This is a genomic window from Streptomyces sp. NPDC026673 (assembly GCF_040638135.1).
Lineage (GTDB): Bacteria > Actinomycetota > Actinomycetes > Streptomycetales > Streptomycetaceae > Actinacidiphila.
The window spans coordinates 1-17,186 of sequence record NZ_JBEZXR010000118.1; the positions used below are offsets into that span (position 1 = coordinate 1).

General features: G+C 69.2%; 15 protein-coding genes and 2 tRNA genes. 11 read left to right on the forward strand and 6 right to left on the reverse strand.

The window, feature by feature from the left end; translation table 11 throughout:
- Positions 1-201: 201 nt before the first annotated feature.
- Positions 202-1,173 (reverse strand): GlxA family transcriptional regulator, encoded by a 972-nt coding sequence (locus tag AB0F62_RS40155; RefSeq protein ID WP_361811064.1) that lies wholly within the window; start codon positions 1,171-1,173, stop codon positions 202-204.
- 137 nt (positions 1,174-1,310) lie between these two features.
- Between AB0F62_RS40155 and AB0F62_RS40160 the strand changes: the two genes are divergently transcribed.
- Positions 1,311-1,949: an HD domain-containing protein gene (locus tag AB0F62_RS40160; RefSeq protein ID WP_361811066.1), complete on the forward strand. Its 639-nt coding sequence runs from the start codon at positions 1,311-1,313 to the stop codon at positions 1,947-1,949.
- A gap of 157 nt (positions 1,950-2,106) precedes the next feature.
- Here AB0F62_RS40160 and AB0F62_RS40165 read toward each other — a convergent pair whose 3' ends face one another.
- The 3 genes from AB0F62_RS40165 to AB0F62_RS40175 form a co-directional block, all read right to left on the reverse strand.
- On the reverse strand, positions 2,107-2,802 hold the full coding sequence (locus AB0F62_RS40165) for a type 1 glutamine amidotransferase domain-containing protein (RefSeq protein ID WP_361811068.1): 696 nt from the start codon (positions 2,800-2,802) through the stop codon (positions 2,107-2,109).
- 602 nt (positions 2,803-3,404) lie between these two features.
- On the reverse strand, positions 3,405-3,593 hold the full coding sequence (locus AB0F62_RS40170) for a hypothetical protein (RefSeq protein ID WP_361811085.1): 189 nt from the start codon (positions 3,591-3,593) through the stop codon (positions 3,405-3,407).
- 386 nt (positions 3,594-3,979) lie between these two features.
- On the reverse strand, positions 3,980-4,789 hold the full coding sequence (locus AB0F62_RS40175; protein ID WP_361811070.1) for a GntR family transcriptional regulator: 810 nt from the start codon (positions 4,787-4,789) through the stop codon (positions 3,980-3,982).
- Positions 4,790-4,980: 191 nt separating this feature from the next.
- Here AB0F62_RS40175 and AB0F62_RS40180 point away from each other — a divergent pair, with 191 nt between their 5' ends.
- From AB0F62_RS40180 to AB0F62_RS40195, 4 genes are read left to right on the forward strand one after another with little or no spacing between them, the layout of a single operon-like run.
- Positions 4,981-5,310: a hypothetical protein gene (locus AB0F62_RS40180; protein WP_361811072.1), complete on the forward strand. Its 330-nt coding sequence runs from the start codon at positions 4,981-4,983 to the stop codon at positions 5,308-5,310.
- Positions 5,311-5,336: 26 nt separating this feature from the next.
- Positions 5,337-6,734: a replication initiator protein RepSA gene (repSA, locus tag AB0F62_RS40185; protein ID WP_361811073.1), complete on the forward strand. Its 1,398-nt coding sequence runs from the start codon at positions 5,337-5,339 to the stop codon at positions 6,732-6,734.
- On the forward strand, positions 6,728-6,943 hold the full coding sequence (locus tag AB0F62_RS40190; protein WP_329187887.1) for a helix-turn-helix domain-containing protein: 216 nt from the start codon (positions 6,728-6,730) through the stop codon (positions 6,941-6,943). Before repSA ends, AB0F62_RS40190 begins: the two co-directional genes overlap by 7 nt.
- A complete protein-coding gene (locus AB0F62_RS40195; protein ID WP_361811075.1) occupies positions 6,943-8,055 on the forward strand; it encodes a site-specific integrase in 1,113 nt (370 codons plus the stop codon). Before AB0F62_RS40190 ends, AB0F62_RS40195 begins: the two co-directional genes overlap by 1 nt.
- A 99-nt stretch (positions 8,056-8,154) precedes the next feature.
- On the opposite strand, the gene AB0F62_RS40200 is transcribed toward AB0F62_RS40195, so the two are convergent.
- Positions 8,155-8,225, reverse strand: a tRNA-Gly gene (locus tag AB0F62_RS40200).
- Between the two features lie 111 nt (positions 8,226-8,336).
- On the opposite strand from AB0F62_RS40200, the gene AB0F62_RS40205 reads away from it, so the two are divergent.
- From AB0F62_RS40205 to clpX, 5 genes are all read left to right on the forward strand, one after another.
- Positions 8,337-8,413, forward strand: a tRNA-Pro gene (locus AB0F62_RS40205).
- 167 nt (positions 8,414-8,580) lie between these two features.
- Positions 8,581-9,984, forward strand: a complete 1,404-nt coding sequence (tig, locus tag AB0F62_RS40210; protein ID WP_361811077.1) for a trigger factor — start codon at positions 8,581-8,583, stop codon at positions 9,982-9,984.
- A gap of 241 nt (positions 9,985-10,225) precedes the next feature.
- Positions 10,226-10,828, forward strand: coding sequence for an ATP-dependent Clp protease proteolytic subunit (locus AB0F62_RS40215; protein ID WP_319139309.1), 603 nt, complete (start codon positions 10,226-10,228; stop codon positions 10,826-10,828).
- Between the two features lie 111 nt (positions 10,829-10,939).
- Positions 10,940-11,563: an ATP-dependent Clp protease proteolytic subunit gene (locus AB0F62_RS40220; protein ID WP_361811088.1), complete on the forward strand. Its 624-nt coding sequence runs from the start codon at positions 10,940-10,942 to the stop codon at positions 11,561-11,563.
- Positions 11,564-11,737: 174 nt separating this feature from the next.
- Positions 11,738-13,024 (forward strand): ATP-dependent Clp protease ATP-binding subunit ClpX, encoded by a 1,287-nt coding sequence (gene clpX / locus AB0F62_RS40225; protein ID WP_361811079.1) that lies wholly within the window; start codon positions 11,738-11,740, stop codon positions 13,022-13,024.
- 69 nt (positions 13,025-13,093) lie between these two features.
- Here clpX and AB0F62_RS40230 read toward each other — a convergent pair whose 3' ends face one another.
- The gene (locus AB0F62_RS40230; RefSeq protein ID WP_361811081.1) at positions 13,094-13,987 is read right to left on the reverse strand and encodes a hypothetical protein; all 894 of its coding nucleotides are present in this window, start codon (positions 13,985-13,987) and stop codon (positions 13,094-13,096) included.
- Positions 13,988-14,429: 442 nt separating this feature from the next.
- Here AB0F62_RS40230 and AB0F62_RS40235 point away from each other — a divergent pair, with 442 nt between their 5' ends.
- Complete coding sequence (locus AB0F62_RS40235) at positions 14,430-17,066, forward strand: valine--tRNA ligase (protein ID WP_361811083.1); 2,637 nt, start codon at positions 14,430-14,432, stop codon at positions 17,064-17,066.
- Positions 17,067-17,186 lie beyond the last annotated feature (120 nt).

The following is a 17,186-nucleotide window of genomic DNA, read 5'->3' on the forward strand; positions in this document are numbered from 1 at the left end:
AAAACAACCTCCCCCCCGGGGCCCCCCGGGCGCGCGGGGGCCGGGGCCACCGCCCCGGCCGCGCTTCCGGCGTCGTTCCCCCGACCTCGCCGCCACGACGCTCACGATCTGAGCCGTGGCGGCTTCGTGGCTCACCCCGCTGACGATCTCAGCGCACGAGCCGCGCATCGGCGGCCGTGGATCGCGGGCCTCCCCTTGCCGCTACTCCGTGTCGGCGCGGTGCGCTGTTCTGAAGCGGCGCCGATAGGCGGCGGGGCTGATCGACATTCTTCTGGCGAAAACCCTCCGCATGCTCTCGTAACTCGGGAATCCGGCGAGCGAGGCCACCTGGGTCGCGGTGTGCCCCTGGTCGAGCAGAGCCTTCGCCATGTCGAACCGGATCGTCTCCACATACCGGGCCGGCGTGGTGGACAGTTCGTCGCGAAAGAGCCGGGAGAGATGCCGGGGGCTCAGATTCAGGTGCTTGGCGAGTTCGCCGACCGAGTGATTTCCCGCGGGATCGGCCGTCACCAGGTCGGTGATCCTGCGGATGGCCGGGGACCGGGGCGGCGGTCCCTGCAGCGGCGCGGAGAACTGCGACTGGCCGCCCGAGCGCTGCAGATAGACCACCAGGGAGCGGGCGACGTCGCGGGTCAGATCGGGGCCGTGATCCTCCTCCACGAGCGCCAGTGCGAGGTCGATGCCGGCGGTCACGCCCGCCGAGGTGTACGTGGTGCCGTCACGGACGTAGATCGCATCGGGTTCGACACGGCTGGTCCGGCACCGGGCGGCGAGTTCGTGCGTGACCTTCCAGTGCGTGGTCGCGCGCTTGCCGTCCAGCAGACCGGCGGCGCCGAGGATGAACGCCCCGGTGCAGATGGACGCGACCCGGTCGGCCTTGGCCGCCGTCGTCCGCGCGGCCTCGAACAGGTCGCGGGGGACGGCGTTGCTCGGGTAGAGGTCGGAGCCGGCCACCAGGAACGTGTCGGGGGCGGGTTCCGAGGCGGCGGCGGAGACGGCGAGGCGGACCCCGATGGACGAGGCGACGTCTGCCCCGGAGGGTGACACCAGCACGATCTCGTAGTCGGCACCGAACCGGTTCGCCTCCGCGAACACCTCCGCGGGGCCGGCGACGTCCAGCAGCGTCACCCCGTCGTAGACGAGGATCACGACCCGATGCGCGGTGGGGCTCACGCCCCCATTCTCCGGCTGTCCGGATACGGGTGATCGATGGCGGGACCGAGGTGGCGCCGGACGCCCGGTGGTCGGCAGTGTGGAAGTCGGAGACACCGTCCGTTCACAACACGCCGAAATCGGAAAGCGCAGAGGTCATGACCGAGATCATCGCTGGTGTGGAGATTCCCGAAACAGCCGCGGCCGCCGAAGCCACCCACCTTGTTCGGGAGATGACCAGCCCCCTCATTTACCACCACTCGCGACGTGTTTTCGTCTTCGGCGTCATTCACGCGCGCAGGCTGGGCCTGAAGCCCGATCCGGAGCTGCTCTACCTGTCCTCCATGTTCCACGACACCGGCCTCATGACGCCGTTTTCCGACATCGAGCAGCGCTTCGAGGTCGACGGAGCCGACCACGCGCGCAGGTTCATGCTCGACCGGGGTTTCCCGGCCGCCGCTGCCGACGTGGTCTGGACGGCCATCGCGCTCCACACGACGCCGGGGATCCCCGGCCGGATGGGCCCGGAGATCGCCATCACGAATTTCGGTGTGCTGACCGACGTACTCGGCCTGGGGCTGGAGGAACTGGACGGCGCCCAGGTGGAAGAGATCACCGCCCTCCATCCGCGCGGCGATTTCAAGAACGAGTTCCTGCGGGCCTTCGTCGACGGACTCGAGTACCGCCCGGAGACCACGCTCGGCACCGTGAACGCGGACGTGCTGGAGCACTTCGTCCCCGGTTTCCGTCGCACGACGACGGTCGAGCGCATCATCGGCGCGCCCTGGCCGAGCTGATCGGGAAGCCGTGGAGGGAACGGCCGCAGCGCCGGTGTACGGGCCCCGGGCGACGAGCCGGGCACCGGGGCGACCTGCGCGGGGGTGGTCGCCGTTTCCCGGCCGGCTCACGCGTGGGAGCCGCCGGAGACCGGGCGGCTCCCACGCCTGCGCTCCGTCACTTGAGAACTTCCAGGAGCCGGTCGGCCAGCACCGCGGCGGAGTGGGGATTCTGGCCGGTCACGAGGTTGCGGTCCTCGACCATGTAGGGCTCCCACATCGGGCCGCGGCTGTAGTCGACGCCGACCTTCTCCTTCAGCTCCGTCTCGAGCAGCCAGGTCGCCCTGGGGGCCAGTCCGACGGCCTCCTCCTCATCGTTGCTGAAGCCCGTGACCCGGTAGCCCTTGAAGGGCGATTCACCGTGGATCCGGGTGGCCAGCAGGGACGCGGGCGCGTGGCACACGATGAAGAGCGGTTTGCCCGAGGCGAGTTGCGCCGTCAGCAACCGGCCGACATCGGCATCCCATGCCAGGTCCGCCATCGGGCCGTGGCCACCCGGCAGGTACACCGCGTCGTAGTCCTCGAGGCGGACGTTCGACAGCGCCAGCGGACGCCGCATCACCTCTGCGGAACGGATGATCGCCTCGAGTTCCAGGGCGCCTTCCTCGCCACCCGCCATGGAGGGGCGCAGGCTCATCATGTCGACGTTCGGGACGACTCCGCCCGGAGTCGCCACGACCACCTGGTGGCCGGCTTCCGTGACCTTCTTGTAGGGCACCGCGAACTCCTCGGCCCAGTACCCGGTCGCATACCTGGTGCCGTCCTTGAGCACCCAGTACGTCGCACCACTCACGATGAAGAGCACCGTCGCCATCAGGCCCACCTCCCGGCCTCGCATGCCGCGCCATGGGACAAGCCTAGGTATGCGGGGGAATTGGCGCATGTGGGGTACTTCGCCAACCCGGCGAGACGGCGCCCGCGCGAGCTCGCGCGCCGGAGCGCGGCCGAGAGCGCCGCCGCCGGGCGTGTCGTCGACGGGCGAAAGGCGCCACCCGGCGCCGGATTCACATCGGTCGGTGGGCGCGGGGCATGCGGCGAGGCGGCGCGAAGGGGCTCCGGCTTCATGATCTTCGGCACACCGGCGACACCCTCGCGCCGTACTCCGTGCGAACCGGCCCCGTGATCGTCAAGGCCGTGAGGCGGGGATCGCGCCGAGGGGTGCGGGGCGGGCGCGGACGCCCCGTCCGGCCGGAGGACGACGAAGGCCCAGGACCGGGGGAAACTCCCCTGACCTGGGCCTTCGTATGCAGAGCGGGCGACGGGAATCGAACCCGCGTAGCCAGTTTGGAAGACTGAGGCTGTGGCCCTGCCTCACCTGGGCAGGTGGTCACCTGGGATGGTGCGGCGCTTTCACTGCTGTTCCCCGTGGTTCCCCGTGACTTCCCCGGGGATCTGGCACGCACGTGGCACGACGGTTCAGCGCTTCTGTGCCCTGTACCGTCTGAGAAGTGCGGTGATCTTCTCGTAGTTGCCTGCGCCGTTCAGTTCAGCCAGCAGATCATCGGGACAGAGCTCGTAGTGGTCGCCCCACCAGCGACGTCCCTTGTTGTCCCAGATGCGGTAGCCGCCTGGGACGCCTCTGGCCACGTACCGCCTTCTGCTCACTGCTCCCCCTCTTTTGGTGATGACGTACCGCACGGTACATCCGAGGTTGGCGTAGCGGCTTTGGGCTGGAGCTGCCATGGGGCGAGAGATCGGGGCCCGTAAGCTTTCGGCGACTCGGGCGGTGTGTGGACCTGCCCGCAATGGCCCGATGTGGGCCCCGTTCTTCGAGGCTCGCCCCATGGTGGCTGCGTAAAGCCGCGGAGCCGACCGCCCCAGCCAAGTTGGGGTTCTCCTTCAATAGCCCTTCGCCGTCTGGCGGGCGGCCGGCGGCCGGGCCGGAGCGGGGCGCAGACAGGAGCGTCGGCCCGAGGCGCCGGGCCGCGCGCCGCCGCGCTGTGCGCGGCGGGAGCGCCTTGATGAGGTAGAGAAATCGGTAACAGGGCTGGTCAAGCCTCGTCGGCCGCTGGCACTGGCACGTTGTAGGTCAGTGTGTAGCGATCGGCTGCGACGATGATGTCGGCCGTCTCGACCGGGCGTTCTCCGGCGAAGTAGGTCCGGGTGATCGCCATCACGGGCACGCCGGGCGCGATCTGCAAGGACTCGCTCTCGTATGGGCGCGGAGCTCGGGCGTTCACGTCCTCGGTCACGTGGGTGATGTGCAGCCCAATCGCGTCCATGCGGGGGACCACGCCGGTGATCGCACCGCCTTCCGGCTGCTCGACGGGCGTCCCCTCGGTGGTGGCGAGTGCTTCGTATGAGGTGGACAGCATGATGGGCTCGTCGTCTGCGAAGAACCGGTAGTTGGTCCGCGTCACCGGGTCGCCCGGCTCGATGCCGAGACGCTCGGAGATCGCCTTCGTCGCCGTAGTGCGGCGGCTCTGGTACTCCCATTCGGAGCGGCGGCCCTCGGCTTCGGTGGCGCGCTTCATGGGTGAGCCGGTCGGTCTCTTGCCGTAGAGGTCGCCGAGGACCCGCCGGCGCATGGGTCGTTGCTCGCGGACGAAGGTGCCCCGGCCCTGCTGCTTGATGACCAAGCCTTCGTTCTGCAGGACTTCCACCGCGTTGCGGATCACGATGCGCGATACGCCGTAGTCGGTCATCAGTTCGGACTCGGACGGCAGCTTGTCTCCGGCGCGCAGAGTGTCGCCGGTGATCTGCTGTCGGATGTCGTCGGCGATCTGCAAGTACGCCGGTCGCCCCTGGAATGTGGCCATCGCGCTGGTCTCTCCGTCTACTCGATAGAACAAGTAGACCATGCATCTCCTGAGCGCTGATAGATAGACCTCAGCGCACCCTTGGCAAGTCGTCCTACTCGTTATAACCTTTCCTTCAGTCGATGCTTCACTCCTGAGAGTGATCATCGGCCGTTCGGTCAACGAGAAGGAGCGACGCCCCTACCGCCAAGCAGATGCGTCGCTCCCTGATCCCACAAAGGGGAGTTCCCATCATGCCTGAATCTGCTCTCACTGTCCGGTCCGGTTCCGGGCGTGGTTGCCCGGCCTGCGGCGAGACCCGGTGTGCCGTCCCCGCCGACTGCCTGTACTGGCTGACCTCCCGTCCCTGGGGTCCTTGCGCGGACTGCGAGGGGACCGGTTGGGCCGGGGAGTTGTCTCCGTGCATCTTCTGCGAGACGTGCGTCGGTTCGGGCCTGGAGGAGTACACCCCGGCCAGCCTGCCCGCACAGGGCCTCAGCGACCGGACGCAGGCCCGCTTCATCGCCCACATCGAACGGCTGCGCGCCCTGGTCCCGGATGCCGTGATGGCGGTGGTCGCGTGACCTTGACGCAGGTTGCCCCGGCGGCCGTGGCTGATGCTGCGGCCGCCTGCGGCACTGAGCCGCTGACCCTGGCTGACGCGCTGCGGGTCGCCAACGATCCGGGGTTCGAGCGCTGGCGCGAACAGGTCCAGCGCACCGGAGGCTGCGCCGACCCGATCCACCTGCAAGGACTGACCGTCACCCGTGACGCCAAGTCCGGGGAAGTCCTGTACTCGTACTCGACCGAGGGGGAACCCGGGGGCCGGTTACGAGTGGCGTGCGGTAACCGTCGTGCTTCTCGCTGCCCCTCGTGCGCCTGGACCTACGCGGGCGACACCTTCCACCTCATCCGCGCGGGGCTGACCGGGGATGAGCGCAAGGACGTGCCGGTCTCGGTCCGCACCCATCCCAAGGTCTTCGCCACCCTGACGGCCCCCTCGTTCGGGCCGGTCCACAACCGCCCCGACACCGGCCGCTGCCGCTGCGGCGTCGCCCACGGCGAACACGACCCGGCGATCGGGACGCCGCTGGATCCGGAACGCTACGACTATGCGGGTGCGGTGCTGTGGAACAACCACGCAGGCGACCTGTGGCGCCGGTTCACCATCTATCTGCGCCGGGAGATCGCCGCCCGCGCCGGACTCTCCCAAACGGCCATGCAGGAGGTGTGCCGGGTCTCCTTCGGCAAGGTCGCCGAGTACCAAAAGCGCGGCGCCGTCCACTTTCACGCCATCGTCCGCCTCGACGGCCCTGCCGGACCCGGCGACGCCCCGCCGCCATGGGCGACTGTGGCGCTGCTGGATGCCGCGATCCGCGCCGCTGCCGGACGGGTCTCCGTCCCGCTGCCCTCGGTGGCCGGCACCCACCCGGCCCGCGTCCTGCGCTGGGGCAAGCAGGTCGACGTCCGCCCCATCGGTGCCGACGACGGCCAGGAGCTGACGGAACAGGCCGTCGCCGCTTACGTGGCCAAGTACGCCACCAAAGCAGCCGAGACCACCGGCACCGTAGACCGCCGCATTGGCGAACTGGCGGAGCTGGACAAGCTGACCGACCTGCCCGCGCACACACGCCGCCTGATCGAAGCCTGCTTTGACCTCGACCCGCACTACCAGGGCCGCAAGCTCGCGCAGTGGGCCCACATGCTCGGCTTTCGCGGCCACTTCTCCACCAAGTCCCGCCGCTACTCCACCACCCTCACCGCGTTGCGCCAGGTCCGCGCCGACTACCGCGCCCGCCAGGAACGCCAGCAGCGCGGCTTACCCGACCCCGACGACACCTTGGAGGGCTCCACGCTCGTGCTCGCCCACTGGACCTACGCCGGACACGGCCACACCCCCGGCGAATCCTGGCTCGCCGCCACCATCGCCCGCAACATCCGCACCAACCGCGACACCGCCCGCGAAGCCCTCGCCGACCTACCCGACGACCAGGCGGGGGAGTGGTGAGCGTGGATCGACTCCTGACCGTGCAAGAAGTCGCGGAACTGCTGGGGACCAGCGTCCGTTTCCCCCGCCGTTTGATCGAGGAACGCCGGATCGCCTTCGTCAAGGTCGGCCGCCACGTCCGCATCCCCGAAAGCGCCGTGTCCGCGTTCATCGCGTCGAACACGGTACGCCCGGCGGCTGCGGTTCCAGGTCTGCGGGTGGTGGCGTAATGGCTGGGAAGAAACGGCAGTTCGGCAGTGTGCGCAAGCTCGCCTCCGGCCGCTATCAGGCTCGCTATCGGGGCCCGGACGGTCAGATGCGTCCTGCGCCCAGCACCTTCCGGCTGAAGCGGGAGGCGGACGACTGGCTGGCCGACAAGCAGACCGAGGTGCGCCGAGGTGAGTGGATCGATCCTGACGTGGGCGCGGTGCGGTTTGGCGTGTACGCCCGAACCTGGATCGCTGAGCGGGGTGTGAGCCCGCGGACGGCGGAGCTGTACGGGTCACTGCTCCGCCTGCACTTGGGGCCGACCTTCGAGGCGGTCCCCGTCGCCGACATCACCCCCGCCGGCGTGCGGGCCTGGCGGGCTGACCGGCTGGATGCGGGCGTCGGCCCGTCTACCGTCGCGAAAGCGTATGCACTGCTCAGGGCCATCCTGACTACGGCTGCCGAGGACCGGGTCATCCGCCGCAATCCGTGCCGGATCAAGGGCGCGAGCACGGCGCCAACCCCTGAGCGCCCGACTGCGACCGTGGCGGAGGTCTACGCCGTGGCGGGAGCGATCCAGCCGCGCTACCGCGTTCTGGTGTTGATCGCGGCTTTGTGTGGCCTCCGTTGGGGTGAGCTGGTGGGCCTGCGTCGGCGGGACATCGACATCGACGCGGGGGCGATCCGCGTGCGCCGGGCAGTCGCCGAGTTGCAGAGCGGCCAAAGGCTGATCAAGCAGCCGAAGAGCGAAGCAGGCGCCCGCACCGTTGGCATTCCCGCCGTGATCCACGCCGAGGTGGTCAGTCATCTGCGCATCTATGCCGAGGCCGGACCGGACGGGCGTGTCTTCAAGGGGCCCAAGGGCGCTACGCCCCGGCGGAACCACTTCAACAGGTTATGGCGCAAGGCGTGCGCCGCGGTGAACGTCAAGGGTCTGCACTTCCACGACCTCCGCCACACCGGCAACACCCTGGCGGCATCGACGGGCGCGAGCACGAAGGAACTCATGACCCGGATGGGGCACAGCTCGCCCCGCGCCGCGCTGATCTATCAGCACGCCACCGCCCAGCGAGAACGCGTGATTGCCGACGCCGTGAGTGCCCTTATCGAATCCGCTCGCCAACGGCCCACCTGATCCGTGTGGCACGTGTGTGGCACGGCAGCCCGGATCGGACCGTGAACGACGAAGGCCCAGGCCGGGGAAAACTCCCCTGACCTGGACCTTCGTTCTGCGAGCGGGCGACGGGAATCGAACCCGCGTAGCCAGTTTGGAAGACTGGGGCTCTACCATTGAGCTACGCCCGCAACGGCCAGTCATTCTGGCACATCAGATCGTAGCCGATCGACCCGGCTCCTGCGCACGGCTTATTTGGTCATCAGGGTGTGCGGAGGCATGTACTCTACGTGTCGCACCGACGGGGTGTGGCGCAGCTTGGTAGCGCGTCCGCTTTGGGAGCGGAAGGTCGTCGGTTCGAATCCGGCCACCCCGACCAGTCCTCCGGCCGCGCTGTGCCGAGGAGGCCCGGCCGCAGGATTGTGGTACCGGTAGGATGGGTCGTCGGCCACCTGATACGCGGCAAAAGCCAGGTCGAACACCAGCCGCCCCGCGTGATCGCCGAGCGGCCGCCCATCAACGTAAAGCCCCCAAGGAGACCCAACCGTGAAGAGCGCCGTCGAGACTCTGAACCCGACCCGGGTTCGACTCACTGTCGAGGTGCCCTTCGAGGAGCTCAAGCCCAGCCTCGACGCGGCGTACAAGAAGATCAACCAGCAGGTCACGGTGCCGGGCTTCCGTAAGGGCAAGATCCCCGCGCGCGTCATCGACCAGCGGTTCGGCCGTGGCGCGGTCCTCGAAGAGGCCATCAACGACGCACTGCCGAAGTTCTACACGGAGGCGGTCAACGAGGGCGAGCTCAACGTCCTCGGCCAGCCCGAGGTGGACATCACCGAGTTCAACGACGGTGAGGAACTGAAGTTCACCGCCGAGGTGGACATCCGCCCGACCATCGAGATCCCGGACTACTCCGGCATCGAGGTCACCGTCGACGCCGTCGAGGTGTCGGACGAGGACGTCGACAAGGCCCTGGAGCAGCTCCGCGAGCGCTTCGCCTCCACCTCCGACGTGGAGCGCGCCGCCGCCGACGGCGACGTCGTGGTCGTCGACCTCGAGGCCTCGGTCGAGGGCGAGGTGCTGGAGGACGGCGTCGCCAAGGGCGTCAGCTACACCATCGGCTCCGGCCAGCTGCTCGACGGCATCGACGAGGCCGTCATCGGTCTCGAGGCCGGCGGCTCCGCCACCTTCACCTCCGAGCTCAAGGGCGGCTCCGCCGCGGGCAAGGAGGCTCAGGTCAAGGTGGACGTCACCACCGTCCAGGCCCGTGAGCTGCCCGAGCTGGACGACGACTTCGCCCAGCTGGCGAGCGAGTTCGACACCCTCGAGGAGCTTCGCGCCGACGCCGTGAAGCGCCAGGAGCGCATCAAGCAGTACGACCAGGCCACCCAGGCCCAGGAGAAGGTGCTGGACGCCCTCCTGGAGCTGGTCGAGATCCCGCTGCCGGAGAAGCTGCTCAAGGACGAGATCGAGACCCGCACCCACAACCTGGAGCACCACCAGTTCCCGGCCATGGGCCTGGACTGGGACTCCTTCCTGGAGAACGAGGGCAAGACCCGCGAGGAGTACGACCAGGAGATCGAGGAGCAGGCGAAGAAGGGCATCAAGACCCAGTTCGTGCTGGACGAGCTCGTCTCCACCGAGAAGCTCTCGGTCAACCAGGAGGAGCTCACCGAGCACCTCATGCGCCGTGCCGCCTCCTCCGGCATGAGCCCGGACCAGTTCGCCCAGGCGGTCGTCGAGGGCGGCCAGGTGCCGCTGCTCGTCGGCGAGGTCGCCCGCGGCAAGGCGCTGGCCCTGGTCGTCGAGGCCGCCACGGTCAAGGACACCAACGGCGAGGTCGTCGACCTGGAGGACGAGGAGGACGAGACCGGCGAGACGGTCGAGGCCACCGAGTCCGGCTCCGAGGCCGCGGAGGCCGAGGTCGTCAAGGGCGAGGGCTCCGAGGCCTGATCCTCGCGCCGCAGAACCCCCGACGGGTCCGGACGCCCCGCGCGTCCGGGCCCGTTCTGCTCTTGTTTCGCTCTCCGCTTACACCCTGCCTGCGCTCACAGCGAACAGTTTCGCGTGGGGGATTGCTGGGCCCGACCTGCGCGTTAGGGTCCGTAAGTACGAGGGCCCGTGCCCTACGAGAAGTCCCTGTGACGGCGTGCGCGCCGTCCGACAACGAGCAGGTGGATACGTGACGACTCCGATGCCTTCCGCCGCCGGCGAGCCGACCATCGGTGGCCTCGGCGACCAGGTCTACAACCGGCTGCTCGGCGAGCGGATCATCTTCCTCGGCCAGCCCGTGGACGACGACATCGCCAACAAGATCACCGCGCAGTTGCTCCTCCTTGCCGCCGAGCCGGACAAGGACATCTACCTCTACATCAACAGCCCCGGCGGTTCCGTGACGGCCGGCATGGCGATCTACGACACCATGCAGTTCATCAAGAACGACGTGGTCACCATCGCCATGGGCCTCGCGGCGTCCATGGGCCAGTTCCTGCTGACGGCCGGTACCCCCGGCAAGCGCTTCGCGCTGCCGAACACCGACATCCTGATGCACCAGCCGTCCGCCGGCCTCGCCGGCTCGGCATCCGACATCAAGATCCACGCCGAGCAGCTGCTGCGCACGAAGAAGCGCATGGCCGAGCTCATCGCGGAACACTCCGGCCAGAGCGTCGAGGCGATCACCCGCGACTCCGACCGCGACCGCTGGTTCTCCGCCGAGGCGGCCAAGGAGTACGGCCTGATCGACGACGTCATCACGCACGCCGTGAACGTGCCGGGCGGCGGCGGCACCGGGGCCTGACCGGGCCGTGAGCCCGTACAGCCCCGCAGGACCGACCCCAGCCCACTGCTCATCCTCAGGACGGTGAACGTGACCACCCAGAACTTCCCCGGCAGCGGCATCTACGACCGTATGACCCCCGCCGAGGCCCGCTACGTCGTGCCGCGCTTCGTGGAGCGCACCTCCCAGGGCATCCGCGAGTACGACCCGTACGCGAAGCTCTTCGAGGAGCGCGTGATCTTCCTCGGGGTGCAGATCGACGACGCCTCGGCCAACGACGTCATGGCGCAGCTGCTCTGCCTGGAGTCGATGGACCCGGACCGTGACATCTCGGTCTACATCAACAGCCCCGGCGGCTCCTTCACGGCGCTGACCGCCATCTACGACACGATGCAGTTCGTGAAGCCCGACATCCAGACGGTCTGCATGGGCCAGGCGGCCTCCGCCGCGGCCGTGCTGCTCGCCGCCGGCACGCCCGGCAAGCGGATGGCGCTGCCGAACGCCCGCATCCTGATCCACCAGCCGTACAGCGAGACCGGCCGCGGCCAGGTCTCGGACCTGGAGATCGCCGCCAACGAGATCCTGCGGATGCGGGCCCAGCTGGAGGAGATGCTGGCCAAGCACTCCAGCACCCCGATCGAGAAGATCCGCGACGACATCGAGCGCGACAAGATCCTCACGGCCGAGGAGGCCCTCTCCTACGGTCTGGTCGACCAGATCGTCTCGACCCGCAAGGGCTCGTCGGTCGCGGTCTGAGGCCCGGCAGGGCATTCTGCGACAAGAAGTCCCCTCTTGGAGTGCCGGGGTTGTGCAGGTCACGGCCCAGTAGCTCCAAGGGGGGCCCGCACTGGGGGCGCGGCAAGGTACCGTCGATAGGCAAGCACCAGGACTCGTCGAACTGACGGGACCCAGGCGAAGGGGAAGCACCTCGTGGCACGCATCGGTGACGGCGGCGATCTGCTCAAGTGCTCGTTCTGCGGAAAGAGCCAGAAGCAGGTGAAGAAGCTCATCGCAGGACCCGGTGTGTACATCTGCGACGAGTGCATCGACCTCTGCAACGAGATCATCGAGGAGGAGCTCGCCGAGTCCTCCGAGGTGCGGTGGGAGGACCTGCCGAAGCCGCGCGAGATCTACGAGTTCCTGGAGAGCTACGTCGTCGGCCAGGAGCCGGCGAAGAAGGCGCTCTCCGTGGCGGTCTACAACCACTACAAGCGGGTGCAGGCCGGTGAGAACGGCGGCGGACGCGGCCACGACGACGGCATCGAGCTCGCCAAGTCCAACATTCTGCTGCTCGGTCCCACGGGTTCGGGCAAGACGCTGCTCGCGCAGACCCTGGCCCGGATGCTGAACGTGCCGTTCGCCATCGCGGACGCCACGGCGCTCACCGAGGCCGGCTACGTCGGCGAGGACGTCGAGAACATCCTGCTCAAGCTGATCCAGGCGGCCGACTACGACGTCAAGAAGGCCGAGACGGGGATCATCTACATCGACGAGATCGACAAGGTCGCCCGCAAGAGCGAGAACCCGTCGATCACGCGCGACGTCTCGGGTGAGGGCGTCCAGCAGGCGCTGCTGAAGATCCTGGAGGGCACCACCGCCTCGGTGCCGCCGCAGGGCGGGCGGAAGCACCCGCACCAGGAGTTCATCCAGATCGACACCACCAACGTGCTCTTCATCGTCGGCGGCGCCTTCGCCGGCCTGGAGAAGATCATCGAGTCCCGGGCCGGCGCCAAGGGCATCGGCTTCGGCGCGACCATCCGCTCCAAGCGCGAGATGGACTCTGCCGACCAATTCTCCGAGGTCATGCCGGAGGACCTGGTCAAGTTCGGCATGATCCCCGAGTTCATCGGCCGGCTGCCGGTCATCACCAGCGTGCACAACCTCGACCGCGAGGCCCTGCTGCAGATCCTGGTCGAGCCGCGCAACGCCCTGGTCAAGCAGTACCAGCGGCTCTTCGAGCTGGACGGCGTCGAGCTCGAGTTCGAGCGCGGCGCCCTGGAGGCCATCGCCGACCAGGCCATCCTCCGCCAGACCGGCGCCCGGGGCTTGCGCGCCATCATGGAGGAGGTGCTGATGTCGGTGATGTACGAGGTGCCGTCGCGCAAGGACGTCGCCCGTGTCGTCATCACCGAGGACGTCGTTCACTCGAACGTGAACCCGACCCTGGTTCCGCGTGAGCCCCGCATCATCGGCAAGGGTGAGCAGAAGAGCGCGTAGCGCCATCGGTCACACGAAGGGGCGCCCGGCACTGGCCGGGCGCCCCTTTCATGTGCCGTGGCGGCCCGGTCACTTCTTGACGCGGACCTCATCGCGGATCTTCACGGTGCTGTCGGCCCACTCCGTCAGGGACGGGGCCTTGGTGGCGCCGGTGAAGTCCATGTTCATGTTGACCGCGAGGGCGACCGTGCTGTCGTCGGCCCAGGCGCAGTACGGGAAGGACGTCCCGGCGGTGCCGAGCGTGCCGCACTTCATGACGTCCCCGTCGAAGCCGGAGGGGTGGACCTCCTTCGGGGACTCGCCACCCGAGGCGCCCGCCTTGGAGTTGAAGGCGGTGAGCATCTTGTCGACCACGGTGTTCGGGTCGCTGACGTCGCCGTAGGCGCCGGTGACGATGAGCTGGGTGCTGTCCTTCTTGTAGGTGCCGGAGACCGTGGTGGCGTCGTCGATGCCCGCGTCGTCGCCGGTCTTGCCGTTGCTCAGCGAGGAGTCGTTGCCGGACTTGGTGTACTCGCCGTCCAGCAGCGCGGCCGGCATGGACAGCTTGTAGTCGCCCCCGCCGCCGGTGACGCTGCCGCCCGTGAGGGCGACGATGCCGCCGCCTATGACCGCGACGGCGACCACGACGCCGACCACGATGCCGATGACCTTGCCCTTGCCTCCGGACGAGGGGGGCGGCGGCGGGCCACCCCAGGCGCCGGGCTGCTGGCCGTAAGGACCGGGCTGCTGGCCGTAAGGACCGGGCTGCTGCGGGTAGCCGTAACCGGGGGCCTGCTGCGGGGCCGGCGGCTGCTGCGGATAGCCGTAGCCCGGTGCGGGCTGCTGGGGCGGCGGGCCGGGCTGCCCGGGGGGCTGCTGGGGGTAGCCGGGCTGCGCCGGGGGCTGCTGGGGGTAGCCGGGCTGGCCCCCGAAGCCGGACTGCCCGCCGTAACCCGGCGGTGGCGGCGGCTGGTTGAAGCTCATCGGTGAGTCCCCTCGTTGAACTGCTGTCTCGTCATCATCCTGGCGGATCGTTTAGGCCGTCTTTACATCGGGGCTGTCAGGACTTCGTAACAAGACGATGCAGATGCCCGGTTGATCACCCTCGCCACCCATGCCGCCGGGGGTATGCCGCTCCGCCCCCTTCGCCGGTTCCCCGTCAGGAGCCGTCGGCACACGAGCGGTTCGGGCACGACCGCCGCCTTCCGGAGGCCGGTGCGGCTTTCCGCGTCCCGGGCCCCGGCCGTCGCCGGCGGTGGGGTGGCGATGCGGGGCGGCACGCCACGGCCACCCGGATCCGGACGGCGGACGTGCCCCCGGCCGGGCCCCGCGGCGGGAGGGTGTCCTCCGGGCCCCGTCCCCACCCCTCGCGCCCGGGCACCGGTGGATTCGTAACACGGCCCGCCCCGCCCGTAAACTGAGCGCCGTGACCGACAACACTCAGCAGGCCGCCGCGAGCGGGCCGAACAGCGCGACCCCCGAACTGCCGACCCAGTACGCGCCGGCCGAGGTAGAGGGGCCCCTGTACGAGCGCTGGGTAGAGCGCGGTTACTTCGAGGCCGACGCCAAGAGCGACAAGCCGCCGTACACCATCGTCATCCCGCCGCCGAACGTCACCGGCAGCCTCCACCTGGGCCACGCCTTCGAGCACACGCTGATCGACGCCCTCACGCGCCGCAAGCGGATGCAGGGGTACGAGACGCTGTGGCAGCCCGGCATGGACCACGCCGGCATCGCCACGCAGAACGTCGTGGAGCGCGAGCTCGCCAAGGAGGGCAAGTCCCGCCACGACCTCGGCCGCGAGGCGTTCATCGAGCGCGTCTGGCAGTGGAAGGCGGAGTCCGGCGGGCAGATCTCCGGGCAGATGAGGCGCCTCGGTGACGGCGTCGCCTGGTCGCGTGAGCGCTTCACCATGGACGAGGGCCTGTCCAAGGCCGTCCAGACCATCTTCAAGAAGCTCTACGACGACGAGCTCATCTACCGCGCCGAGCGCATCATCAACTGGTGCCCGCGCTGCCTGACGGCCATCTCGGACATCGAGGTCGAGTACCAGGACGACGACGGCGAGCTGGTCTCGATCCGGTACGGCGAGGGCGAGGACTCCATCGTCGTCGCGACGACCCGCGCCGAGACGATGCTCGGCGACACCGCCGTGGCCGTCCACCCGGAGGACGAGCGCTACCGGCACCTCGTCGGCCGCGAGATCGAGCTGCCGCTCACCGGCCGCCGCATCCCGGTCGTCGCCGACGAGCACGTCGACCCGCAGTTCGGCACGGGCGCCGTCAAGGTCACGCCCGCGCACGACCCGAACGACTTCGAGATCGGCCAGCGCCACGGCCTGCCGAACCTCGCCGTCATGGACGAGCGCGCGGTCATCACCGCGCACGGTCCCTTCCAGGGACTGGACCGCCTGGAGGCCCGCTCCGCCATCGTGGCCGCGCTGCGCGCCGAGGGCCGGATCGTCGCCGAGAAGCGCCCGTATGTCCACTCCGTCGGCCACTGCTCGCGCTGCAAGACCACCATCGAGCCCCGGCTGTCCATGCAGTGGTGGGTCAAGGTCGGCCCGCTGGCGAAGGCCGCCGGTGACGCCGTCCGCGACGGCAAGGTCAAGATCCACCCCCAGGAGATGGAGAAGCGCTACTTCGACTGGGTCGACAACCTCCACGACTGGTGCATCTCGCGCCAGCTGTGGTGGGGTCACCGCATCCCGGTCTGGTACGGACCGGACGGCGAGATCGTCTGCGTCGGCCCCGACGAGGAGCCCCCGGGCGGCGAGGGCTGGACCCAGGAGACCGATGTCCTCGACACCTGGTTCTCCTCGGGCCTGTGGCCGTTCTCCACGCTCGGCTGGCCCGAGCAGACCGAGAGCCTCGCGAAGTTCTATCCGAACTCCGTCCTGGTCACCGGGTACGACATCCTCTTCTTCTGGGTCGCCCGGATGATGATGTTCGGCCTCTACGCGATGGACGGCACCCCGCCGTTCCACACCATCGCCCTGCACGGCATGGTCCGCGACCAGTTCGGCAAGAAGATGTCGAAGTCCTTCGGCAACGCGGTCAACCCGCTGGACTGGATGGACACCTACGGCTCCGACGCGCTGCGCTTCACGCTCGCGCGCGGCGCCAACCCGGGCACCGACGTGCCGATCGGCGAGGACTGGGTCCAGGGCTCCCGGAACTTCACCAACAAGATCTGGAACGCCACGCGCTTCGCGCTGATGAACGGCGCCACGGTCGAGGGCGACCTGCCCGCGCCCGAGGAGCTGTCGGCGATCGACCGGTGGATCCTGTCCCGGCTGAACGCCACGGTCGCCGAGGCCGACGCGCTCTACGACGACTACCAGTTCGCCAAGCTCAGCGACGCCCTCTTCCACTTCGCGTGGGACGAGGTGTTCGACTGGTACGTCGAGCTCTCCAAGACCACCTTCATGGCGGGCGGCCGTCCGGCCGAGGTCTCGCGCCGCGTGCTGGGCGAGGTCCTGGACAAGCTGCTGCGACTGCTGCACCCGGTGGTCCCCTTCGTCACCGAGACGCTGTGGACCACGCTCACCGGGCGCGAGTCGATCGTGATCGCCGACTGGCCGGCCGACTCCGGCTTCCGTGACGCGGGCGCCGAGAAGGAGATCGCGGCGGTCCAGTCGCTGGTCACCGAGGTCCGGCGGTTCCGCGCCGACCAGGGCCTGCAGCCCGGGCAGAAGGTCCCGGCCCGGCTCGACCTCGGCACCACCGGCCTGGAGGCCCACGAGGCGGCGGTCCGGCAGCTGCTGCGCCTCCAGCCGGAGGGCGATGCCTTCACGGCGACCGCGACCCTCCCGGTCGCGGGCGCCACGGTCGCGCTCGACCTCTCCGGGGCGATCGACGTGGAAGCCGAGCGGAAGCGGCTGGCGAAGGACCTGGCCGCGGCCGAGAAGGAGAAGGCGCAGGCCACGGCGAAGCTGGGGAACGAGGCGTTCCTGGCGAAGGCGCCGGAGCCGGTCGTCGCGAAGATCCGCACCCGTCTGGAGGCGGCGGAGGCGGACATCGCCCGCATCACGGCTCAGCTGTCCGCGCTGCCGCAGGGCTGACGTATCGGGGTGGGGGGGCGGGAACGCCGGCCCCCCCCCCCGGGGGATCTGGCCCCGTCGTACAAATAGGACCGGAGCGACCCCCGCCCCGAGAACGACGAGGCCCAGTGCCATCCCCTG